Annotated in this window: 22 protein-coding genes; 11 read left to right on the top strand and 11 right to left on the bottom strand. The window is 60.9% G+C overall.

Annotated elements, in window-relative coordinates; all coding sequences use genetic code 11:
* Positions 1-10: 10 nt before the first annotated feature.
* The 3 genes from EIH26_RS05980 to EIH26_RS05970 all read left to right on the top strand — a co-directional run bounded on the left by EIH26_RS05980 (position 11) and on the right by EIH26_RS05970 (position 5,278).
* On the top strand, positions 11-4,042 hold the full coding sequence (locus EIH26_RS05980) for a VaFE repeat-containing surface-anchored protein (protein WP_124061327.1): 4,032 nt from the start codon (positions 11-13) through the stop codon (positions 4,040-4,042).
* 181 nt (positions 4,043-4,223) lie between these two features.
* Positions 4,224-4,832 (top strand): class B sortase, encoded by a 609-nt coding sequence (locus tag EIH26_RS05975; RefSeq protein ID WP_164470990.1) that lies wholly within the window; start codon positions 4,224-4,226, stop codon positions 4,830-4,832.
* A 140-nt stretch (positions 4,833-4,972) separates the two neighbouring features.
* Positions 4,973-5,278 carry a TfoX/Sxy family protein gene (locus EIH26_RS05970; protein WP_206424682.1) on the top strand — a complete coding sequence of 102 codons (306 nt, stop codon included), beginning with the start codon at positions 4,973-4,975 and terminating at the stop codon, positions 5,276-5,278.
* A gap of 191 nt (positions 5,279-5,469) precedes the next feature.
* On the opposite strand, the gene EIH26_RS05965 is transcribed toward EIH26_RS05970, so the two are convergent.
* From EIH26_RS05965 to EIH26_RS05945, 5 genes are read right to left on the bottom strand one after another with little or no spacing between them, the layout of a single operon-like run.
* Entirely contained in the window at positions 5,470-6,402 is a 933-nt protein-coding gene (locus tag EIH26_RS05965; RefSeq protein WP_124061325.1) for a nucleotidyl transferase AbiEii/AbiGii toxin family protein, read from the bottom strand.
* Entirely contained in the window at positions 6,390-7,148 is a 759-nt protein-coding gene (locus EIH26_RS05960) for a hypothetical protein (protein ID WP_124061324.1), read from the bottom strand. Before EIH26_RS05960 ends, EIH26_RS05965 begins: the two co-directional genes overlap by 13 nt.
* 59 nt (positions 7,149-7,207) lie before the next feature.
* Positions 7,208-7,924, bottom strand: coding sequence for a hypothetical protein (locus EIH26_RS05955; RefSeq protein ID WP_124061323.1), 717 nt, complete (start codon positions 7,922-7,924; stop codon positions 7,208-7,210).
* Positions 7,924-9,207: a relaxase/mobilization nuclease domain-containing protein gene (locus EIH26_RS05950; RefSeq protein ID WP_124061322.1), complete on the bottom strand. Its 1,284-nt coding sequence runs from the start codon at positions 9,205-9,207 to the stop codon at positions 7,924-7,926. Before EIH26_RS05950 ends, EIH26_RS05955 begins: the two co-directional genes overlap by 1 nt.
* Positions 9,207-9,617: a hypothetical protein gene (locus EIH26_RS05945; RefSeq protein WP_124061321.1), complete on the bottom strand. Its 411-nt coding sequence runs from the start codon at positions 9,615-9,617 to the stop codon at positions 9,207-9,209. Before EIH26_RS05945 ends, EIH26_RS05950 begins: the two co-directional genes overlap by 1 nt.
* Before the next feature lie 594 nt (positions 9,618-10,211).
* On the opposite strand from EIH26_RS05945, the gene EIH26_RS05940 reads away from it, so the two are divergent.
* A complete protein-coding gene (locus tag EIH26_RS05940; protein ID WP_241152783.1) occupies positions 10,212-11,015 on the top strand; it encodes an abortive infection family protein in 804 nt (267 codons plus the stop codon).
* On the opposite strand, the gene EIH26_RS08680 is transcribed toward EIH26_RS05940, so the two are convergent.
* Entirely contained in the window at positions 10,974-11,231 is a 258-nt protein-coding gene (locus EIH26_RS08680; RefSeq protein WP_370453766.1) for a helix-turn-helix domain-containing protein, read from the bottom strand. The genes EIH26_RS05940 and EIH26_RS08680 overlap by 42 nt on opposite strands.
* A gap of 118 nt (positions 11,232-11,349) precedes the next feature.
* On the bottom strand, positions 11,350-11,736 hold the full coding sequence (locus EIH26_RS05930) for a YraN family protein (protein WP_124061320.1): 387 nt from the start codon (positions 11,734-11,736) through the stop codon (positions 11,350-11,352).
* Between the two features lie 893 nt (positions 11,737-12,629).
* Between EIH26_RS05930 and EIH26_RS05925 the strand changes: the two genes are divergently transcribed.
* From EIH26_RS05925 to EIH26_RS05905, 5 genes are read left to right on the top strand one after another with little or no spacing between them, the layout of a single operon-like run.
* Positions 12,630-12,827 carry a hypothetical protein gene (locus tag EIH26_RS05925; protein ID WP_124061319.1) on the top strand — a complete coding sequence of 66 codons (198 nt, stop codon included), beginning with the start codon at positions 12,630-12,632 and terminating at the stop codon, positions 12,825-12,827.
* The gene (locus EIH26_RS05920; protein WP_124061318.1) at positions 12,814-13,068 is read left to right on the top strand and encodes a hypothetical protein; all 255 of its coding nucleotides are present in this window, start codon (positions 12,814-12,816) and stop codon (positions 13,066-13,068) included. Before EIH26_RS05925 ends, EIH26_RS05920 begins: the two co-directional genes overlap by 14 nt.
* Before the next feature lie 14 nt (positions 13,069-13,082).
* Positions 13,083-15,221 (top strand): hypothetical protein, encoded by a 2,139-nt coding sequence (locus EIH26_RS05915; protein WP_124061317.1) that lies wholly within the window; start codon positions 13,083-13,085, stop codon positions 15,219-15,221.
* A complete protein-coding gene (locus tag EIH26_RS05910) occupies positions 15,212-15,508 on the top strand; it encodes a hypothetical protein (protein ID WP_124061316.1) in 297 nt (98 codons plus the stop codon). Before EIH26_RS05915 ends, EIH26_RS05910 begins: the two co-directional genes overlap by 10 nt.
* A 16-nt stretch (positions 15,509-15,524) precedes the next feature.
* Complete coding sequence (locus tag EIH26_RS05905) at positions 15,525-15,899, top strand: DUF2513 domain-containing protein (RefSeq protein ID WP_124061315.1); 375 nt, start codon at positions 15,525-15,527, stop codon at positions 15,897-15,899.
* A 6-nt stretch (positions 15,900-15,905) separates the two neighbouring features.
* Here the strand turns inward: EIH26_RS05905 and EIH26_RS05900 are convergent, their stop codons facing one another.
* Genes EIH26_RS05900 through EIH26_RS05890 form a run of 3 tightly spaced genes read right to left on the bottom strand, consistent with a single transcriptional unit; the run spans position 15,906 to position 17,544 of the window.
* Positions 15,906-16,274 carry a mobilization protein gene (locus EIH26_RS05900; protein ID WP_124061314.1) on the bottom strand — a complete coding sequence of 123 codons (369 nt, stop codon included), beginning with the start codon at positions 16,272-16,274 and terminating at the stop codon, positions 15,906-15,908.
* Positions 16,275-17,348, bottom strand: coding sequence for a site-specific integrase (locus tag EIH26_RS05895; RefSeq protein WP_124061313.1), 1,074 nt, complete (start codon positions 17,346-17,348; stop codon positions 16,275-16,277).
* The gene (locus EIH26_RS05890) at positions 17,338-17,544 is read right to left on the bottom strand and encodes a hypothetical protein (protein WP_124061312.1); all 207 of its coding nucleotides are present in this window, start codon (positions 17,542-17,544) and stop codon (positions 17,338-17,340) included. The genes EIH26_RS05895 and EIH26_RS05890 overlap by 11 nt, the downstream gene beginning before the upstream one ends.
* 135 nt (positions 17,545-17,679) lie before the next feature.
* On the opposite strand from EIH26_RS05890, the gene EIH26_RS05885 reads away from it, so the two are divergent.
* A complete protein-coding gene (locus EIH26_RS05885) occupies positions 17,680-18,117 on the top strand; it encodes a helix-turn-helix domain-containing protein (RefSeq protein WP_241152782.1) in 438 nt (145 codons plus the stop codon).
* Positions 18,118-18,603: 486 nt separating this feature from the next.
* Here EIH26_RS05885 and guaA read toward each other — a convergent pair whose 3' ends face one another.
* Positions 18,604-20,175 carry a glutamine-hydrolyzing GMP synthase gene (guaA, locus tag EIH26_RS05880; RefSeq protein ID WP_124061806.1) on the bottom strand — a complete coding sequence of 524 codons (1,572 nt, stop codon included), beginning with the start codon at positions 20,173-20,175 and terminating at the stop codon, positions 18,604-18,606.
* Positions 20,176-20,541: 366 nt separating this feature from the next.
* On the opposite strand from guaA, the gene EIH26_RS05875 reads away from it, so the two are divergent.
* Positions 20,542-21,519: an undecaprenyl-diphosphate phosphatase gene (locus EIH26_RS05875; RefSeq protein ID WP_124061310.1), complete on the top strand. Its 978-nt coding sequence runs from the start codon at positions 20,542-20,544 to the stop codon at positions 21,517-21,519.
* Positions 21,520-21,550 lie beyond the last annotated feature (31 nt).

Below are 21,550 nucleotides of genomic sequence, written 5' to 3'. Positions count from 1 at the left end.
GGTCGCGGGAATGCATGAAACAACAACAGACCAGGCGAGCATCCAGGAAAAGCTTCTCAGGCTCGCCCTCGCGCTTGTGCTCTCGGGAATGCTTGCCACGCTATCCGCGTCGACGACGAAGGCGTTCGCAGCGGAGGCAACGCTCGTAGACTCCGGGGAGCGCTTCGACTTCTACCAGACAGACAGCAACACCGGCAGCCACTGGTCCGACTCGCGGTTCATCATCGACGGCGAGGACGCGTACTGCATCGACGTCACGACCACGGCGGTAGCCGGTTCGTCGTACTCGCCGCGCAGCATGGACGTGGGCATGGCCCTGCGCATCGGGCTCTACAAACAGTACCTCGACGAGGAGCACTCAGGATGGTCCTACCTCAAGCGCGGCGGCTACCTCCAGTACATGATCTGGTGCGAGTACGCGCCGGGCTACATGAGCGACAACGTCACGCCCGACAACGGCGACTTCTACGGCGTGTACGACGACGCCAATGCCTACTACGACCAGCACAAGGGCGAGTACGAGGCCTCCGGCACCGAGTGGACGAGCTTCGACTCGCAGAACATGTGTGTCGCCCCCAGGCTCACGCCCAAGGGGACCATCGCCGTCACGAAGACGTCCGGCATCCAGCAGATCACCGACGGGAACGGCTGCTACACGCTCGGGGGCGCCGTCTACACTGTCTACTCCGACGAGGGGCTGACCAACGAGGTCGGCACCATCACCACGGGCGCCGACGGCAAGGGCAAGCTCGAGCGCGTGACGTCCGGCACCTACTGGGTGAAGGAGACCCAGCGCTCCGAGGGCTACTCGCTCGACCCGCAGTCCTACGAGGTCGAGGTCGAGGCCGGCAAGACCGTCCACGTCAACGGCGACAAGGGCTCCGTCGAGATCCCGCAGTCCGACCCGGTCGGGATGCTGCTCGGCAAGGTCGACGCGACCACGAACGCCAACAGGCCCGAGGGGTCCGCGACGCTCGCCGATGCCCAGTTCACCGTGAGGTACTACGACGACTACTACGGAAGCGCCGACGAGGCCGCGGCATCCGGCGAGCCCACCGACACGTGGGTCTTCAAGACCGACTCCGACGGCTTCGCATGCTACGCCGACGAGTACAAGGTCTCGGGTCCCGCGCTCTACCGCCAGACCAACGGCGACGCCTCCATCCCGCTCGGCACCGTGGCCGTCGAGGAGACGAAGGCGCCCACGGGTTACAACCTCGACGACGGCCAGGGCGGCGCCCCGCAGGTCTTCAGCATCCAGATCACATCCGACGGCGTCGAGGGCGAGAGCGTCTACACGTACAACTCCCCGACGAGCCCCGACACCGTGAAGCGCGGCGACTACCGCCTCGTGAAGGAGGCGCAGGTCGAGATCTACGACGAGAACGGCAACCCCCAGGAGACCACCCGCGCGCTCGTCGAGGGCGTCCGGTTCCAGCTGATCAACTCCAGCGAGAACGCGATCGTGTCCCCCGAGACCGGCGAGGAGGTCGCGCCCGGGGACGTCGTGTGCACCATCGTCACCGACGAGAACGGGCTCGCGACCACGAAGGACGACAACGCGGAAGTCAACGGGTGGAGCAAGCCCGGCGACTGGACCGCGGCGCTCGCGTACGGCACCTACACCGTGCACGAAGTGATACCCGACGACGTGGCCGCCGACTTCAAGGCGGAGCGCGGCAAGGACCTCATCGCGGTCCCCGACTGGAAGGCCTCCGTCAACGAGGAGGGGCAGTACAGCCTGCCCCCGCTCGTGAACAACCACATCCCGCAGACGCCGCTCAAGGTCGTCAAGACCGACGCCGAGACCGGAAAGCAGGTGCCGCTACAGTGCAGCTTCCAGCTCCAGGACTCCGAAGGTAACCTCGTGACGTACGAGAGCCATTACCCGGAGACGCAGGCGATGGACACCTGGACGACCAATGCGAACGGCGAGGTGACGCTGCCGATGCTGCTCGAGGAGGGCACGTACACCATCACGGAGGTGCAGGCTCCCTACGGCTACGTCCTCAACCTCGAGGGCGAGCAGTTCGAGGTCGGGACCGTCTACAACGGCTGGGACAACCCCATCGCCGTCGAGTTCGAGGACATGCCCCAGAAGGGCGTCATCAAGGTAGCCAAGCACGACTCCACCACCGACAAGGCCGTGCCCGACAGCACCTACATCGTCAAGGCGGCAGCCGATATCACAACACCTGAGGGCACCGTGCGCGCGAGCTCCGGCGACATCGTGGCGACGCTCGTAACGGGCGAGGACGGCACCGCTACCACGCCCGAGCTCTACCTGGGCAGCTACACCGTCTACGAGGCGAAGGCCAAGGACGGCTTCGCGCTCAACGTGGACGATGAGACCGTGGAGCTCTCGTACCAGGGCCAGGAGGTCGAGGTCTTCGACTGCGACCTGCCCGTCACCGACACGCCGACCGAGGTCAAGCTGCACAAGGTGAGCGCCACCGACGCGCAAGTCCCCGTGACCGGCGCGACCTTCCGCGTCTGGAACGACGAGGACACCTTCGACGAGGAATTCGTCACCGACGAGGCGGGCGACATCTCCATCAAGTACATCCTCCACGGGTCCTACCACGTGCAGGAGACCGCAGCGCCCGAGGGCTACGTCATCCACGACGTGGACGACGAAGGCGTCGCGAAGGTCCACGACTTCACGGTCAACGACCAGGGCATGATCTCCTTCGACGGCGACGAGGACATGACCGACGTGTTCGAGTGGACCGTCGAGAACATGCCCAAGGACATGCGCACCACCGCCATCGACAAGAGCAGCGGGATCCACGAGGGCCAGGCGCGCGAGCAGATGAGCATCATCGACACCGTGGAGTACTCGGGCTGCATCCCCGGCCAGGAGTACACCGTCACAGGCACGCTGATGGACAAGGCGACCAGCGAGAAGGCGCTCGATGCGGACGGCAAGGAGATCACCGCTTCCGCCACGTTCAAGGCCAAGGATTTCGCCGGCACCGTCGAGATCGAGTTCGCGTTCGACGGGACCGCCCTGGCGGGCCACGACGTGGTCGCCTTCGAGACGATGACCTACGAGGACGAGGAGTACATGGTCCACGCCGACATCTCCGACGAGGGCCAGACGGTGAAGGTCATCGACATCCGCACCACGGCCACCAATCCCGAGACCGGCGACGACCTCGGCAGCACGGCCGAAGAGCTCGAGCTCACCGATGCCGTGGCCTACGAGAACCTCACGCCCGGCAACACGTACAGGCTCATCACCACGCTCTACGACTCCGTGGAGGGCGAGGAGATACTCGACGCCGACGGCAACGTCGTCTCCGCCGAGACCGAGTTCGCCCCCGAGGCGAAGAACGGCACCGTCGACGTGCCCATGACGGTGAAAACCGAGGGCGTCGCGGGCCACACGCTCGTGTTCTTCGAGCGCCTGCTGGACTCCGAGGGCAACACCGTGGCGACCCACGCGGATGCCGACGACGAGGGCCAGTCGGTCCATTTCGCCGACATCCAAACCAATGCGGTCGACGCCGACGACGGCGACAAGAACGTCGTGGCGGACGGCACCGCGCAGGTGACCGACACCGTGACCTACGAGAACCTCGTTCCTGGCAAGGAATACATCCTGACCGGCACGCTGATGGACAAGGCCACCGGCGAGCCGCTTAAGGACGCCAAGGGCAACGCCGTGACCTCCACGGCAGCGTTCACGCCCGAGAAGGCAGACGGCACGGTCGATGTGGCGTTCGAGTTCGACGCCACCGGGCTGGAGGGCAAGACCCTTGTCGCCTTCGAGACGCTCACGCGCGACGGCATCGAGGTCGCGGTCCACGCCGACGTCGACGACGCCGACCAGACGGTCGAGCTTTACACGCCCGAGGAGGGCGCGTCCGGCAAGGGCTATCCCAAGACCGGCGGGCCTGTGCCCGTGGCGCCCATAGCCGCGAGCATCGTGGTCCTCTCCGGCTGCGCGGCCGCAGGCGCGGCGTACGCGCTGGGCAAGCGCCGCAAGGGCCTCGCGGCCGATTCCGGCGAGGAGCCGGGAGCTGAACCCGGGGAATAGCGCCCGGACCAGACCGACCGCAAGGACGGGGCGGGCGTTCGCGCCCGCCCCTCCGACTTTTAAGGAGAAAACGATGCACAACGCGAAGCTGCTCATCTTCCCGCTCGGGGGCCTAGTCCTGATGGTGGCGGTAGCCCTCGTCCTCACCTGGGTCACGGCAACGCCGCACGAGAGGGACGACATGTCCTACTGGGTCTCGGAGCACATCGGCGGCGGGGAGCCCGAGGACGCCCGGCAGATAGACTGGGCCTCGCTGCCCCCCGAGATAATCGCATGGGTGGAGGTCCCCGGCACCGAGATCGACGAGCCGATCGTGCAGGCCGATCCCGCATACCCGAACCGCTGGCTCTACGCCGACGTGTTCGGCGAGGGCGGGTACGGCACGCCCTACATCGACTGCGACTGCAGCCTGGAGGGGCCCTTCACCATCGTCTACGGCCACCACATGGACGACGGCAGCGTCTTCGCCGACTTCGCGAGCTTCAGCGACGAGAGCTACGCGCGGGAGCACCAGATGATCAACCTCTACACCCGCGCAGACAATCAGCGCCATGAGCTGAGGGTCGCTGCGATCGACGTGGTCAACGCGAGCTACGAAACCCTGCAGACGGAGTTCGAAGACGAGGGGGAGCTTGCCGACCACGTCTCAGCATGTTTGGCTCAAAGCGATGTTGTTCTCGAGCGACAAACCGACGTCGACCACCTGTACGCCTTCGCAACCTGTTCTTACGAGACCTGGAACTCCCGCACGGTTGTGTATGCCAAACCAGCTGCCATGGGCGCCGGCTAATACCCGGGCGAAAATCGGAGGATGGATGGCCCGGTTTTCAGCAAGGGATTCTATTATGAACAAATTATTGGAGTTAAGATTAAACGGTGAGCAAATCACAGCATGAAGGAGCAGAGGGGTCATGCCAAAGAACAGGGAGCTTGCCGACTACATCATGGACCAGCTGTCCGATCTGGGGGGGTATACGCAATATCCCCATGATGGGCGGGTATGTGTTCTACTACAGGGAGCGGATATTCGGTGGGGTTTACGAGGGCGGCTTCATGGTGAAGATCACAGAGGCCAGCAGGAAGTCCATGCCGGACAGCGAGCCGGAGTCCCCATACGAAGGCGCAAAGCCCATGCTGCCGGTAACCATCTTGGACAACAAGATAGCGCTGCAAAATATGGTGGAAGCGATGTATCCGGAGCTGCCGGAAAGAAAGGCGAAGAAGAGAAAGGCATAGAACATGGTCATGGTCGGACAGCTTCCGTTTTCAGCTAGGGGTTAAGCCTAAAGAACTCGCACGGTCACCGGCAAGCATGTTGGCCTTGCCGTGCTCGAATGTGCGGCCGGTGATAGAGCTCTTGGGAATACGCCCATTAACGTCGTGGGCTCAAACCGGGCCCTCGCGAGGTCGGACAGATGTTCGATTCGCTATCCGCGCGCCATCTTCTGGAGGTTCCGCAGCTTCCAGAGCGCTTCGGGGCTCCTTGACGCGGCGCCGGCCGTTTCGGCGTCCGCGAAGAGGAGGTCTGGGCGGTAGTCCGCATCCGCGAGCCTGTCCAGATACTCCCTCTCGGCATCGTCTCTCGGGAGCACGCGGCGCCTCACGAACTCCTCGGCACCCTCCACGAGCCCCGCGAGCGTGGGCTTCTCGTCGCGCAGGCGGAGCATGGGCAGCAGCTGGTCCTCCAGCTCGCCCTGCCTGTCCCCGAAACGCCCGGCGCGGCCCTCGAACGGCAGCGGGAACCTGGCCGACAGCGAGGCGTAGAAGAGCACGGCCTTGTGGAAGAAGGCCTCGGCGTCTCCGTCCAGCCCATCGGCGTACTTGCCCAGGTTGGAGATGTCGTAGAGGTCTCGAACCTTGATCCTGTCGAAGAAGGCCTTGACCTTGCCGGCGGCGAGCTCGGCGTCGCCGAACATGAGCACGCCGGCGTCCGGGCGGAGCGGGCACGACCGCAGCGTGGGCGCGGCGAGCGGCGAGCGGTTCATGTAGATGCAGTCGATCTTGACGTGGTCGGAACCCCACGCGCCGCCGTAGCGCAGCACGAAGGTCCTTCCCGCGTGGCCGCCCTCCCCGGGGCTCACGGCGTAACCGAGCGCGGTCGCCACCTCCCCGATGGCGGTCTCGACGAGGGGGCGTTCCGCTAGCATCGCGGCGCGGTCGACGGCGCCCACGTACGACACGTCGATGTCGACCGAGAGCCGAGGCATCCCGAGCATGAAGAGGTTGATGGCGGTGCCTCCGTGCATGGCGAGCTTGCCCCGCAGATCGGGATGCTGTCCCATCTCCTCGAGGATGTCGAGGAGCCTGTTCACCTTGTCTGCCGTCCTTGGCTGGAACTCGTCCATGCTCACGATACCCACGAGCGCACCTCCTCCTCCGTCTCCGGCAGCGTCATGCGCCACCTATTTGACCAGCCGCGCGATTCGGACGACCGCTTGTCGAGTTTGGAGGTCACGCCAACGCACCTCTCCTGCAGTTGTTCGATTACATCTTCGGGCACGCGCCAATGCTCCGCCCTCGCCTCGAGCAGCCAGCCCGCCCTCGCGGCGAGCGACGCGCTGTCGGCGCATGCGAGCTCGGCGACGACCGCCGAGTCCACGTACGGCATGGCGGAAAGGGACCTGACCGCCTCCTCGATGCCGCCCGACCATTCCGGGTGCTTCAGGCAGTCCACGATGGTCTGCTCCCGCGTGGTCGCGAGCGCGCTGCCGAATGCGCTGCCACGCACCCTTCGGCTGGGCACGGCGCCGTCGGCCGGGTGCGGGACATAGTCGATGCCGCCGAAGGAGAACGGGGCTCTGGCGCGGTCGGTTCGGAACCTGCACTCGAAGGCGACGTTGTGCGCCACGCCGAGGGCTTCGAGGGCGGTGTGGTACGAGAGGACGGCGCCTGGGTCGAGGGCCGTGACGACCTCGTAGGGGTCGACGCCCACGCCCTCGAACCTGCCCGCGTGCGATGCGTAGAGCCCGCGCCGCACGCGCTCGACCTTCCCCGAGGCGAGCGCGAGCTTGAGCTGCTTGCGGGCGGAATCCTCGGAATCGGACTCCGCGAGCAGGCCCTCGGTGGTGAACACGTGGTGGGTCTCTATGTACCTGGTGAACTTCATGATTAGAGATTCTATCAGAAATGGGTATGATACATACCCATAAGCATACGTATTCGTAATCATATTGACACGGTGAGTCCCGAAAGCGCATCCGATCGCGCCGTCATGGCCGCCCCTACATGAACCTGAACACCGCGCGAACCAGAAAGCGCGCGAATGCGCCGGTCAGCTTGATCAACGGCCTCATGGCCCAGTCCCTCCATCCAGCCGTCGTACTCATCTTCCTCTTCGTTTTCCTCGTCCTCTTCTGGTGCGACCCCCATCGCCTGCAACGTGTTCACCAGCGCAAGGCTGCAGCCGCACATGCGGGCGATGTCTTCGGGTGCGGATCCTGCGGGAGCTGCCCTCGTGAGCACCTCAAACAGCGCCACTGTCTTGTCGACGGCGGAGAGGCCGTTGATGTTGCCGATCCACGCCGATGCCGTCTCGTCGAGCCGCAGCATGTCCACGAGCTCGCCGCAGATCCGCTGCAGGGCGATGTCGCTTCCGATGCTCAAGGTCTCGATGCCGGCAACTTCCTCGCTCTCTGCGAGCAGGAAGCGCCAGCCCTTCTTGCGGCGCGCAACGGGGATCTCGTCGTCTGCAGCTTCGCCGCGGTACGACCGGCTCGCGTCGTAGCTGTGGGCGGCAAGCCAGATGCCGGTCTTGCCCAGCTGGTCGAACAGGATCTCGAAGTCGGTGAGCATGTTCGCGTTGCCGAAGGGCTCCGACTTGGTGAAGGTGTCGGTGTCGAAGACGTCGACGCGGTTGCTCCTGTACCTGATGCGGATCTCCATCAGCGCTCTCCCTTCTCGCGGTTGCCGCGCTGCGGGTCGCGACGGTTGTGCTTTCGCTTTTCTGCTGGCCTCTTCTTGCCGTTGCCGTGCGAGCCGTCCGCTTTGGGCTTCACGCCCTTCGGCTTCGAGGAGGCCCTGGGGAGCAGGCCGTTCGCGGCCGTGAAGTCGCGTGCCTCGCGCAGAGCCTCGAGCGACTTGCGCTCGGCCTCGCTGCCGTTGCCTGCCGCGATGCGCTTCTCGACCATCCCGATCCTGGCGTCGCAGTCGGCGATGCTGCGTATCCCGAAGCGCGAGCACGTTTCCAGCGCCTTCGCCATGCGGTCGAGCTCGACGAGGTCGTTCAGAACCACGGCGTCCTTCGCGGCCTTCAGGATCGTCCGCGACGACGCGGCGTCGGGGTGGTAGGCAGCCTTGTTCTCGAACCCGTTTTCGAGCGAGCGTCGGCTGTAGAGGTATCCCAGGTGCCCGCCGGTCACCTTGCACTTGGGGTCGTCTGCAAGCGAGTAGATCCAGTCCCGGTTGGTTGCCTTCGGCGAGTTGTCCGCCACCGTCACGCCCAGCATGTCCAGGATGCTGCGGAACTCGCTCTCGTTGCGCGCAAGGCCCTTAGCCACGGATACGCGGCTTCGGATGTCCGCGACCCAGGAGTATGCGCCACTGTCCACGAGCTCGCGTTCTGGGCGGCTCATGTACGTCGGCTGTATCGTCCTGGCGGTCTTCTCCGGCTCATCCTTTGCCGCTAGGCGCGACAGCCCCTCGTCGTGTTCCATCACGTTGGAAAGCCCGCTCAAGTCCCTATCACGCGCCATGTCCTGAAGGGCGCGGTTCAGCTCGAAAGGGTTGTCGGTGTGCAGCCGGTTTCCGGTGACCAGGTTGGTGCAGCTCACGATCAGGTGCGCATGCGGGATCCGGTTCTGGTTGTCGTCGTGGTACACGATGGCCACTTGGTAGTCGCCGAAGAACTTCATGGCCCACGCTCCCGCAAGTTCGCGCAGGGCGGGAAGGTCTATGTGGTCGTCGGGGTCGGGCGAGATGATGAAGTGCTTGTAGGTGCGGGCGCGCCTGCCCTCGTATGGCTCGTCGTTGCCGCATCGGGCCCGCGTGGCGTCCATCTCGTCGGCCCACTCCACGGCATCCTTCATCGTCTCGTCGTAGCCTTCCATATCGCGCTCGTCCCACGACAGATTGAAGAAGTCGCGCGCCAGGGCGCGGTTGCGTTTCTCCAGGTACGTCTTCACCTTCTGGCAGTTGGTATGCCCCGATATCGCCTTCACTATCGGCATCACTGACCACCCACCAGAGTAGTGCCCTCAAGTTTCCGGATCCTGTTCTCGACGTCGTGCTCGCCGGCCCTCACATCCTCCAGGTTGCGGTTGGCGCGCTCGAGCTGCTCGACGAAGTAGTCGATGTTGTTGCCACCGCGGCTGGCGAAGAGCGCGATGGTGTTCAGCGCGTGCACGGCTTGGTTGTAGTGATGGCCCCAGCGTACGAGCTCGCCGTATATCTGCGACATGGTCTTCGTGTCCAGCGCGACGACCTTGCCGCTGCCTTCGCCCGTCTTCACGGGGATGCGGATTATATAGCGCAGGTACTCCGATGGGGCGAGTTCGAGCTCCTCGGCGTGCTCGTGGAAGCGTTCGAAGTCGGCTTCTGAGAGCCGGCAGTGGACGAACCTGTACTTTCGTTTCGTCATGGTGTTCTCCTTTGCATCGCCGACTTTACGTGGAGGCTGCCGGCATTTCCTTGTCTGCTAGCAACGGGGAGCGGGGGCAGCCCCCGCAGTCATCTGCAGGCGCTGCGCAGCCAGCGGCGCGGGCGGATGACGTATGCCCGGGGCGGGGTGGGGCGGTCGACGGCGGAGGTCGGTGCCATACTCGACCAACCCTCCCCGACTCCCCGGGCCAAGTGCCATCTTGTGAGTGTTCGGGAGAACGTGATACAAGATGGGCTACTTGCTACGATAGGAGCATTATACCACAAACAGTTCATTATCGAACGGTTTTAAATGCCGGTGAAAGTCTTCTGATGCGATGCATCGTCATTTCCTACTGTGGCCTTTCGGGCTGAAGGGACCGTCAGGGCTTGTGTTCGCCGGTAGAATAAATGAGCTAGGAAAACAAAAACGGTTGCAACACCGACCGAACATAGTTCTTCTTCTGCAATTCGGAAGTTTTGCTTCAATCTGAGAAGAACACGGATTTCCACAGCAGCGCTAAGCGATTCGGAAAACAGTTCGAGCAGCTCCTCGGTTGCCCGAACCAATACTCGTCGATTAGGATACGACCGTATGGAGCAGATGAACATGATGGAAGACGACTACGGAAAGATATCCCCTCTGTACATGCAGAGGCTGAAAACCCGGGTGGAAAGCGCACTTTGGGACCTGTTCAACGAATCGAAATACAGACAGGTCGAAGAGTATGTCCGACGCTGGCATGAAGATGACGGCAATTTCTGGGAAAACTTTTCCGTCTACGAAAAGGACGGCCACATAGACCTTGGGTGCACACTTGCAGAAATGCCCAATGATATTCTGATAAAAATGGCAGCCGACATCGGCATCGAGACCCCCGGGCTACTCCCATGCATCCCGGTGATGAAGAACATCCTGGGCAAGGCCAACGCAAGTGCGTATGCAAACTTTGAGCGCGCAGTGCGCGACGTCTACGATTGCCCCGATCAGTCCGTTGCTCTTGCGGCCTCGACGCTGGAAGGGGTCTTCAAGGCAATTATCCAAGATATGGACCCGAACGCCTCCGTGGGAAACTTATCTCTTTCAAAACTAACCTCCAAGGTGGTGAAAGAGCTGGTGGACGCCTGTGATCCGTCTACTCCGCAGGAGGTGAAGACCCTCGCCGCGCAGCTTCGGAGCCTGGGGAGCTCGATTGACAATTTGCGAAGCGACAAGTCGACAGCACACGGGAAGGCACCTGGTGAGTACGTTGTGGACGATTCCCTCTGGGCCGAAACGGTCGTCAACGTGTCGGCGACACTCGGAATATTCCTATGGAGGCTCTACGAACGGCACACCGGGCGGGAAGCGGAATCGTCAGGGCAGGTTCCGGTGTACTGCGGGGACATCTCGTTCTGATGGTTGGCCCCGAACCTGCGCGAGTTCGGGGCCGATGTTGCGCTGTTGTTGAATCCTATCGACGGCACGGCGTTCCAGCAGGCCCTCGACGTTCTTGCGCGTGAAGCGCAGGCTCTGCCCGATGCGCGTGCCGGTAAGGGCTCCGTCCTTGATGAGCCGGTAGACCGTCGTGGTGCTCACTTGCAGGTAGGCGGCCAGGTCCTTGATCGTGAGCAGCGGCTCGAGTCCCAGTCTCCATCGTCGCTAGCGTCATGCGAATCGCTCCTCTCTTGGTTGTTCGGGAAGCCGCCCCGGGCGCGGTGCCCGAGGCGGCCTCAACGTTGCCGGCGGATCGCTATTCGGTCGCGGCGGCGATCGTTCCGGATCCCAGGCAGTTGATGTGGTGCCTCAGGAGCGCCCGGTCCTCGCCGATGACCAGCATCACGATGCTGTCGAAGCGGATGGCGACGTCCACGTTTTCCGGATCGTCCCCGTGCTGGCCGAGCCACTTGGCCGCGTTGACCTCCATGCGCTCGCGGGCTCCCAGGCTCTCCTCGGGCATTCCCTTCTCGACGCCCCTGCGGGCCTGCACGTCGCAGAACACGATCGCGTCCTCGTCGCGCGCCACCACGTCGATGTAGCCGCCGTCCTCGGACTCCCACTCGGTGTCGATGACCTCGTAACCGCGACGGTCGAGGAAGGTTGCCGCTGCCTTGATGGCCTTCTGCTTGAGTTCGGACATGGTTGACCTCCTTGGTTTCCGGCAGTTCGCCCCTTTGGCCTTCCGCCTTGTGGCGCGGCTGACGCTCGGGCTCCAGCGGGCGTGCAAGGGTGGAAAGCGAAGGAGGATTTGAAAGACAAGTCGTCCTCCGGTGTTTTCTAAAAAGTTTAGCCGGCCCTGGAAAACCGGTCTCCCGGCTAAAGTTTTTCGAAAACATCGCGTGCCCTTGTGCGTCCGGTGGGTTCCGTGCGTCGATGCGTGTCCAAGGCAGGAGCCGAAGGGGTTCCCGCTGGCTCCCAGGAGGCTGCCAGTCGGACGGGCGGAGGCTCCAAGGTGGCATGTTTCCGCTTCGCGGGTCGGATGTCGTTGCCTGAGTGGGCGTCGGATGGCGAATGCGCAGTGGTGGTTGAGTCTGGGACTCGGAAACTCAGCAGGATGGGGCGCTCGGCTTCGAGAAGGGAACGCCCGACGTGGTTGATCCGGGAAGCCGTGCATGGAGGTGGACGCGGAAGGCAGATTGGTGAGTTCGGTAGGGCTAAAGCAGCGTCATCGCTCGCATCTTCAGAAATCGCAACGGCATCGCGCTCTTGACACGTGCTGCTGCCGCATCAACTGCTTGGTCCGATTCTCACAGCGCGCGAAGCGATGCTGAATTCCGAATGCTGAGGCAGTATCGGGCACCGTGTACGTCATGCTGGACCTCCCCGACCTCAGATGGAAATTCTCAGCTGGGACGATTGGCGTACACCTAGGTTTCTGTCTTGTCCTATGGTGCGCCATGTTGAAATAAGCTGAGCCGCACGTCGACGGGGATTGTCACCATATGCGCGGGGCTCTATTCAGCGCTCACTCCGCCGTGGTAGAATCTTTCATAACTTTTATGAAAGGAACACGACCGGAAGAGGCGGACTCTGATGGGCGAACGGGAGCTGAGGAAACATGTCCTCGGCGCGAAGAAGACCGAGCGGATCATCTTCGCGGCGACGTCGGAACTCAAGGAGGCGCTGGAGACGATTGCGCGGGAGAAATGCGTGAGCCTCTCCGCTCTCATCACCTCACTTGCCGTTGACGAGGTCATCGCGAACAAGGAGCTATTCGATGGCGAGAAATAAAGAGCTTGCAGGCAGGATCATTCCCGGCATAGTCAGGCTTTCTGACCCCATGGACGAGCTGAAGGGCCTGGAGGATATTCTCAGGGCCGCCAAGGATGCCGGGGCGAAGCGCATCCTGCTCCCGTTCAGCTCGATCCGCGACCTGCAGGACGTGTCGATGGAGCTGGCAAGCAGCGTGAGCCCCGATTTCAACCAGGGCGGCGACGTCGTAGCCGCCGCACGCAAAGCGCTGGGCATCTAGGGAGGCAGAACGTAGTGAAGGCGGATTTCCATTGCCATACAAAGACGACGAAGCATGGTGAAGAAGGCCGGACCGTGCCTCCGAATGTTTTTGCTCAAAGAATCGAGCAAGCCGGCGTGCAGGTCGTTGCTATCACCAACCACAACCATTTCGACTATGAGCAGTTTCTCGAGCTTTCCGAATCCGTGAAAGGCAAGGCATTGGTCTGGCCCGGCGTCGAACTCGACGTAACGGGCAAGGATGGTCAGAGGTGGCACACTCTGGCGATTTGCTCTCCAAGGGAGGCGCAATCGTTCGACGCTGCAGTCCGCGAACTCGTGGGAAACGCAAGTGCGAATGATTTCCAGTGTGCTTTCTCGGAAGCTTGGCAGCGGTTGCATGGGCTGAATGCGCTTTTCGTTTCGCATTGCCACCAGAAAAGCCCGGCGATCTCTGAAAGCAACATTGAATCAATCATGGCAGATGCGGGAGAAGAGAGCTGGAGACTCTTTTTCGAGCCCCGATCTCTAATCACTTTGGGCATTTGGTCAAATCATGGGCGAAGCATGCTCATCGGAAGCGATGTGAAGAACTGGGATCTATATGGGGAGTGTACGTTTTCCAACCTTCGTCTTCACGTAGACAGCTTTGAGCAGTTTTGCCTGCTTGCGCGCAGGGACAGTCAGGTTATTGAAACCCTGCTTGGGAGGAAAGAGAAATCGATTCTCCCTGCGAAACCGCATAGCTCCGTAACGCTTTCATTGCCGATATTCAATGACGTGAACATCGTATTTGGCCAGAAGGGTACGGGGAAGACAGAGATTGTAAAGTCCCTGTGCGCTGAATATGACAAGCTCGGCATCAAGTACAGCAGCTATATCGGCGGTCGAAAATACGATGAGTACGAGAAGCTGCTTTCGATTGCTGATGAAATTCGGGATTCGAAGGACTTTGGGCGTGAGGACGGGACCGATGACATAGATATTGTCCTCAACTGGGCCGAGAATCCGCCAACGCCGCTCCGCGAATATGTTAGATGGCATGCCACCAGAGGGAATAGCGAGAAGAAAGACGGCTTCAAGCTTTCGGAGAGCCAGAAGCTGCCGGAGCGGCCGAACGACGAGTATCACAGACACAAATCGAACAAGTCAATCGTCGAGAGCTTCTCGAACAACTACATCGAGAAGAACCTTTCCGGATACCTCTCAAACGAACACGCGAATGAGCTTTCATTGCTTCTTAAATCGCTCAATAAGGAGATCGAAGGCAAAGCGCGTGCCGAATACTTTGCCATCAACTCTATCACCATGACGAACACCGCCCTCGATGCAATCAAATCGATTATTGACAGGAAGTCAGACACGAAGTCAAAACCGAGCACCGCTTCCTTCACGGACTTTGTAGAAGGCCGGATTCGTCTGTGGAAGGCCTCCTCAAGAATCCTTGGAGCCATAAGCAAGAGCGAAAAGGTACGACGGTCGTATTTGGGCACTCTGGAAGACAAGGGAGAGCTCTTTACGGTAGTCAAGCGCAGGTACCTCACCTCAGATTCGAAAACGGAAGAATTTGATATCGGCATCAACAAGTTGAAGAAATGGAAGAGAGACCTCGAAGCGATTAGGGCCAGCGTTCTCTCTTTTGACCTTCCAGCAAAAGTGGCTGCGTTCGTTGAAACGCACCGGGATTCTGGCGTTACGGATCTCTCGGATTTCATTGGCTTGACGAAGTATGTTGTCATCGGAGGCTCGGAAGATCCCTATGTCCCCTCTGACGGCGAAAAGGGCATTCTCGTTATAGAGAAAAAGCTGCGAGAGGAAGCGACGGCTTATCTTCTCGATGAGCCTGAGCTGGGAATGAGCAACCTCTACATCGATTCCGTAGTGCGGCCGATTCTGCAGAATCGTGCGGCCGAGGGGAAGACTATCATCGTTTCCACTCATAACGCCAATTTGGCCGTGCGGACGCTTCCATATTGCTCGATTTATCGAGAGCATGTCAAAGGGGATACGTACCGAACGTATATCGGCAACCCATACTCCAATGAACTTGTCGACATCAATGATTCTACGAACAAGCTGAATTGGGCCGAGATCAGCATGGCAACGCTGGAGGGCGGCCCAGACGCATTTCGAGATCGCCAGACAATTTACGAAGCAGGTGAATCATGCAAGTAACCATGACCGTCACAAAAGACGAAAACGATAGAGATGTGTTTCGCTTGGGGACCAGTCCTTCGGTCGATGTAGACATCAAGGACTCCAACGGCACAGAGCAGCTGAAAAAGATGTTCTCTTCTCTGCTCGAGGAGCTTTCAAAAGATGATGTCGAAGTCGTTTTCAACAAAACCGCCGACTATAAGGTGGCCATGTACGAAGACGTTTGCAGGGAATACGTAGACGTGCTGAACCAGGAGCTTAAACAGGCACGCCAACGTTTAATCGACGAAGGATTGTGCTCATAACGATAGAGGAGGAAACATGAAACGCGACATGGACCTCGTCAGGTCTATCCTGATGAAGGTAGCCGACTCGGACGACTCTGTGTCTATCGACGCTCTCGTTGATGGCGACCACGATAGGCAACTCGTTGGCTACCATATAAGCATCATGAAAGATGCCGGCTTAATAAAGGCCTCCATCATGAGTGCCGATAACGACCCTTATTATCAGTGCTTCATTTCGTCTCTGACATGGGAGGGTAACGACTTCCTTGATGCCGTCAGAAACGATACGGTCTGGATGAAGACGAAGTCGACGATTTCGGAAACGGTCGGTTCCGCTACCTTCGAAATCGTGAAGTCTGTTGCAGTGAAAATCGCAGGATCGATGCTGATGGCTCAGATTGGAATGTAGGCTGTTTTACTCTCGTTCCATATCCGCGATCAGACTGTCTTCCTTCTCGAGCTCGCCGTGTTCCGCATCTCCGGCGATGCCGACGAAAAGGTCGCTCAGCAGCTCGATCTTCGCGATCAGGCGCTCGTCCATGGTCGAGCAGTCGCGCAGGCGGCAGAGCTCCTGGTAGATCTGGCGCATCGAGTCGCGGAGCATCTTGTAGGTGCGGATGTCGGGCACAACGGTGAACTCCCTGTCCTCGAGCTTTGCCATGATGTACTCCTGCTGCGTGACGCCGGCTGCCTTCGCCAGCAGCTCTATGCGTTCGCCTTCCTCGCGGCTCACGCGGAATGCCTTGGAGATGGTCCGCTTCCTGCGGTAGTTGGGGCAGGGCATCTAGAACCCTCCTCTCTCGTCGTCGAGCGCGTTCGCCATGTCCTCCTGTACCGTGGGGAACAGGTGGGCGTAGCGGAACGTGATGTCGGTTGCTTCGTGGCCCATGCGTTCGGCGATCGCGAGGGCTGTGAAGCCCTTGTCGATGAGCAGGCTCACGTGGCTGTGGCGCAGGTCGTGCACGCGTATCTTCTTGACCCCGCTCTTCTGGCAGCCGTTCTTCATCGCGCGCGAGATCTGGTACTTGGTGACCGGGAACATGCGGTCTCCTGCGCCGATTTCCGGATGGCGCTTGAGGTAGTCGGCGATCTCCTCGACAAGGAACTTCGAGAGCTTGATGGTTCGGATCGACTTGGGGGTCTTCGGATCCGTTATGACGTCCCTGCCGTCGAAGCGCTGGTACGACTTGTCGATGCGCATGGTTCCACGTTGCAGGTCGAAGGCCGACGGCATGAGCGCGAGCATCTCCCCCTCGCGAATCCCGGTCCAATAGAGGATCTCGAACATCAGGAACTCACGCGGCCTCTCCATCATCTCGTCGGCGAACCTGAGGTACTCCTCTTTGGTCCAGAACCGCATCTCGGACGTCTCCTTGCCGCCCATCTTCACGGTGCGCACCGCGGGGTTGGGATGGAGCCCGTAGTAGCGGGCGGCGTGGTTCAGGATTGCGGAGAGCTGGTTGTTCACGGTGCGCAGATACGTGGGCGCGTAGCCCTGCCCGTGGTTGTTTCCGCCGTCCATGAGGCCGTTCTGCCAGCGGATGATGTCGATGCCCTGGATCTCGCTCATGCGGCGGTTCTTGAAGTAGGGCATGATCTTCGACCTGACCAGGTAGTCCTTGTTGCGCCACGTGTGCTCGCGCAGGCGTGGCCTCACGTCGGCCTCGTACACCTCGTAGAACTCCTCGAACGTCATTGCCATCGTGCACCCGGCGGAGGCGATGAAGTCGTCCTCCCATGCTTGGGCTTCTTCCGCAGTGCCGAATCCGCGCTTGCACTTGTGCACTTCCTCGCCGAACTTGTTCTTGCACCGGAACTGCGTGAACCAGGTGCCGTTCTTGGACTGCTTAACGGTCATGCTTTGTCCCTCCCCTCGGGTTGAAGAACGTCTCCTCGAAGATCTCGTTGCTCACGCGGCCGGCTATCACCTTGCATCCGCGCGTCTCCATCTCTTCGTTGAGCTCCCGGATGATCCCGTAGGCCTTCGTGCGGCAGACGCCGAGCCTGTCGGCGACTTCCGCCGCACCGAGAAGGCGCGGTTCCTGCTTTTCCATGCTACCTCATAGCGTTCGTTTCTGAACTGTTTTGCAATTGCATGGTAGTCGTTCATTTTCGAACGGTCAATACATACCGTTCAATATCGTGCTATAGTTTCCACACGAATTAAAATGGTCCGCACTGAGATCGCCATGGAGGGGAAGTTGAAGACCGGGAAGCTCATAAAGAAGTACAGGAAGATGCGCAAGATGACGCAGAAGCAGCTCGCCGCCGCCTGTGGGCAGACAGACTCCGCCATCCGCAACTACGAGCTGTGCAATAGGACTCCGGGAGAGTCCCAGATTCAGGCGATCGCCTCCGCTCTGGCAATCGCCCCCGAGGCGCTGAGGGAAGTGCCCTTAGAATCGAGCAGACAGGCTCTGGAGCTGTTGTTCAGACTCAACGAGGAGCTCGGGCTCGTCCCGATGAAGGTCGACGGGATGATGGTGCTCGGCTTCGATTCTCGCTCCGAGAAGTCGCCGAAGCTCGCCGCTGCGATCAAAGCGTGGAAGGGCGTACTTGATTCGGCGAAGGCCGGGGATATCACCAAGGCGGAACTCGAGTCGTGGAAGGCCGAATTCGGCGCCTGAGCAAGCCACTCGGGGAATAATTGCGAATCAGACAGGCGGCTTTCGGGCCACTTTTTCGCGCCTGCGAGGGCGTTATTCAGATGGATTTTCGAGTGAAATCGTGGTTTGTTATTCCCTTAGCTTTACCTGCGGTTTTGCGATATTTGATCTTTAGAAAGCACCGTGATTCGGGTTTGATTCGAATCAGGCGAAAATCGGCGTTTTCGCGCTTGGGAATTGTTACGGGTGGCTTGGTCAGTCGCCATGGCGACCAGCAATCTTCAGGCAGCGCCAAATCGCGCCAACGCCCGTCACTCCATAGAGTAACCACGAATCAAAATCGTTCATACACCAGCACAAACAGCCCCCGATTCCAAGCGGTTTCGGAGGCTGATTCGGAATTGTTATTCCCGTTTGTTGCAAGTGGCGTGGCAACCGTTGAAACGCAGTGCGTCGCCATGCATTGCAGTGAATGGTTGCAGGTGGTTTTATAAACCTGACCCAGGCTTATTCCCACTCAATCGTCGCGGGCGGCTTGCTGGTGATGTCGTAGGCCACGCGGTTCACGCCCGGCACCTCGGCCACAATACGGCTGCTCACGCGCGCCAAAACCTCGTAGGGCAGCTTCGCCCAGTCCGCCGTCATGGCGTCGCTCGACTCCACCGCGCGCAGGATGACGGGGCGCGCATACGTGCGCTCGTCGCCCATCACGCCCACGCTCTTCACGTCGGGCAGCACGGCAAAGTACTGCCACACGCTGTGCTCGCCGTTGCGCTCGCCGGTCTCCTCGAACAGGCGCGCGTTGTACGCGTCCAGCTCCTCGCGCACGATCGCATCCGCATTCTTCAGGGTCTCGAGCTTCTCCCTGTCAACCGCACCGATGATACGGATGGCCAGGCCGGGGCCGGGGAAGGGCTGACGGTGCACAATGTGGTCGGGCAGGCCCAGGGCCTCTCCCAACGCGCGCACCTCGTCTTTGAAGAAATGGTCCAAAGGCTCGATCAGATCGAAATGCACCCCCTCGGGGAAGGGGATGAGGTTGTGGTGGCTCTTGATGGTGGACGCCTTGCCTCCGGTCTTGCGCGCGCCGCTCTCGATGATGTCGGGATAGATGGTGCCCTGAGCCAAGAACTTCACGCCATCCAGATCCTGTGCCACGCTGAAGAACTCGTTCCAGAACTGCGAGCCGATGATGCGCCGCTTCTGCTCGGGATCGGTCACACCGGCCAGCAAATCGGCATAGCGATCCTCGGCGTGAACGTGCACGAAGTCCACGTCGAACTGCTTGGTGAACACCTCTTCAACCTCTTCGGGCTCGTTCTTGCGCAGCAGCCCGTGGTTCACGAACACGCACGTCAGCTGCTTGCCGATCGCACGCGCGCACAGCGCGGCCACCACGCTGGAGTCAACGCCGCCCGACAGCCCCAAGATCACGCGGTTGTCGCCCACCTTCTGGCGAATGGCCGCCACGCTCTCTTCGATGATGCTGTCCATATTCCAGTTGGCCTCAAGACCGCAGATCTTGAACAGGAAGTTCTTCAGCATGTCGGTGCCGTGGGGAGTATGACGCACCTCGGGATGGAACTGCGTGGCATACAGGTTGCGCTCGGCGCACTCCATGGAAGCGACGGGGCAGGTCTCGGTGCGCGATGTGATCGCAAACCCCTCGGGAACCTCGCTCACCGCGTCGCGATGGCTCATCCACACAGTCTGCTGTGCGGGAGTGTCGCCCAGAAGCCAGCTGTCGCCCTCGCGCACAATCTGGGCCGCGCCGTATTCGCCCTTCTCGGTGTGGCCCACGACGCCGCCCAGGGTGACCGCCATGATCTGCTGCCCGTAGCAGAAGCCCAGCACGGGAACGCCCAGGTTCAGCACGTCGGGATCGATTTTGGGAGCGTCTTCGGCGTACACGCTGGCCGGGCCGCCAGACAAGATGATGGCGGCAGGATCGAGCGCGCTTAACTCGCCGGCGGAAATATCGCAGGGGACGATCTCGGAATACACCGACAGATCGCGCACCCGGCGCGCGATCAGCTGACCGTACTGCGCGCCGAAATCGAGGACGACGACCTTCTGCATGCTCTGGGCTTCGTTAGACAAAACGGCTCCTTCTCGATCGCTGCCAAGCTTTCCGCCCGGCGAAAGCAACGCGCCGCCACCGCTTCGGGCTGCGGGCACGCACAACATACCTACGTGCATTATAGCTGCGCGAGCGGACTGCGGGCACCTCGCCCGAACGCTTCATCGACGCGGCACAGCCAAACAGCGGCAGCAGCAGGGAAGGCCGACCGCCCTCGTCACGGCGAAACCCATGCAAAACCCGCACCCCGTGGTACTTTGGTGCTCCATCCGCGCCAAAGCGCACCCGGAAACCCCGTTGCGCTAGGATGGTTCACTGTCCGCAATCCGCACGCCACCGACGCGAAAAGTAGGAGAGTTACCTGCATGGACCTTATCGAGCTTTTGAAAGCCCTGTTGTTCGGCATCGTCGAGGGCATCACCGAATGGCTGCCCGTCTCGTCAACCGGCCACATGATGCTGCTGAACCAGTTCGTCAGTCTGAACGTGTCGCCTGCGTTCTACGACGTGTTCCTCGTGGTCATCCAGCTTGGCGCCATCCTTGCGGTCATCACCACCTACTTCCGCAAACTCAACCCCTTCGCCATCCGCAAGACTCCCGCCGAGCGCAAGAGCACCTGGGGCATCTGGGCGAAGATCGTCGTCGGGTCCATCCCGGCCGCCATCGTGGGCATCTTGCTGGACCATTGGTTCGAAGAGCATGTGATGAACAATGCTAAAGTCGGCTACATCGTGGTCGCCGCGGCGCTCATCGCCTACGGCGTCGTCTTCATCGTCATGGAGGCCGTCAACCGCCGCCGCATCGCCGACGCCCAGGCTCCGCGGGGCCGCCACGCCGCCTGCAAGCCCGGTGATACCGAATGCCAGCGCATCCGCTCCTTCAAGTGGACCGACGAGAAAGAGGTTGAGGACACCTCCGAGATCATCTCGAAAGTCCGCACGTTCGACGACCTGTCGCTGGGAAAAGCGTTCGCCATCGGCGTATTCCAGAGCCTCGCCATCGTGCCCGGCACCTCGCGCTCGGGCTCGATCATCATCGGATCCATGCTTCTGGGCACCTCGCGCACCATAGCCACCGAGTTCGCATTCTTCCTGGCCATCCCCATCATGGCCGGATGGAGCCTGCTGAAGTTCGTCAAGCACGGCTTCGACTACACGCAGGCCGAATGGACCGTCTTCGGCATCGGCATCGTCACCGCTTTCATCGTGTCGCTTGTCGCCATCAAATTCCTGGTCAACTTCGTGAAGCGCCACGACTTCACCGCATTCGGCATCTACCGCATCCTTGTCGGCCTGGCCGTCCTGGGCTACTTCGGCGTCCTCATGGGCGGCTTCGCGCAATAAGAACGTGCGCAGCACGGCGAGCGAGAGAAAG

The organism is Gordonibacter sp. Marseille-P4307 (assembly GCF_900604965.1).
GTDB lineage: Bacteria > Actinomycetota > Coriobacteriia > Coriobacteriales > Eggerthellaceae > Berryella.
Note: the sequence above shows the minus strand (reverse complement) of the source record. Positions and strands in the feature narration are given on the sequence as shown.

Bases quoted from the DNA above. Each gene is read 5' to 3' on its own strand.
- EIH26_RS05980 (WP_124061327.1), top strand. From the start codon at position 11: ATGCATGAAACAACAACAGACCAGGCGAGCATCCAGGAAAAGCTTCTC.
- EIH26_RS05975 (WP_164470990.1), top strand. From the start codon at position 4,224: ATGTCCTACTGGGTCTCGGAGCACATCGGCGGCGGGGAGCCCGAGGAC.
- EIH26_RS05960 (WP_124061324.1), bottom strand. From the start codon at position 7,148: ATGAAGTTCACCAGGTACATAGAGACCCACCACGTGTTCACCACCGAG.
- EIH26_RS05955 (WP_124061323.1), bottom strand. From the start codon at position 7,924: ATGGAGATCCGCATCAGGTACAGGAGCAACCGCGTCGACGTCTTCGAC.
- EIH26_RS05950 (WP_124061322.1), bottom strand. From the start codon at position 9,207: ATGCCGATAGTGAAGGCGATATCGGGGCATACCAACTGCCAGAAGGTG.
- EIH26_RS05945 (WP_124061321.1), bottom strand. From the start codon at position 9,617: ATGACGAAACGAAAGTACAGGTTCGTCCACTGCCGGCTCTCAGAAGCC.
- EIH26_RS05940 (WP_241152783.1), top strand. From the start codon at position 10,212: ATGGAGCAGATGAACATGATGGAAGACGACTACGGAAAGATATCCCCT.
- EIH26_RS05930 (WP_124061320.1), bottom strand. From the start codon at position 11,736: ATGTCCGAACTCAAGCAGAAGGCCATCAAGGCAGCGGCAACCTTCCTC.
- EIH26_RS05925 (WP_124061319.1), top strand. From the start codon at position 12,630: ATGGGCGAACGGGAGCTGAGGAAACATGTCCTCGGCGCGAAGAAGACC.
- EIH26_RS05920 (WP_124061318.1), top strand. From the start codon at position 12,814: ATGGCGAGAAATAAAGAGCTTGCAGGCAGGATCATTCCCGGCATAGTC.
- EIH26_RS05910 (WP_124061316.1), top strand. From the start codon at position 15,212: ATGCAAGTAACCATGACCGTCACAAAAGACGAAAACGATAGAGATGTG.
- EIH26_RS05905 (WP_124061315.1), top strand. From the start codon at position 15,525: ATGAAACGCGACATGGACCTCGTCAGGTCTATCCTGATGAAGGTAGCC.
- EIH26_RS05900 (WP_124061314.1), bottom strand. From the start codon at position 16,274: ATGCCCTGCCCCAACTACCGCAGGAAGCGGACCATCTCCAAGGCATTC.
- EIH26_RS05895 (WP_124061313.1), bottom strand. From the start codon at position 17,348: ATGACCGTTAAGCAGTCCAAGAACGGCACCTGGTTCACGCAGTTCCGG.
- EIH26_RS05890 (WP_124061312.1), bottom strand. From the start codon at position 17,544: ATGGAAAAGCAGGAACCGCGCCTTCTCGGTGCGGCGGAAGTCGCCGAC.
- EIH26_RS05885 (WP_241152782.1), top strand. From the start codon at position 17,680: ATGGAGGGGAAGTTGAAGACCGGGAAGCTCATAAAGAAGTACAGGAAG.
- guaA (WP_124061806.1), bottom strand. From the start codon at position 20,175: ATGCAGAAGGTCGTCGTCCTCGATTTCGGCGCGCAGTACGGTCAGCTG.
- EIH26_RS05875 (WP_124061310.1), top strand. From the start codon at position 20,542: ATGGACCTTATCGAGCTTTTGAAAGCCCTGTTGTTCGGCATCGTCGAG.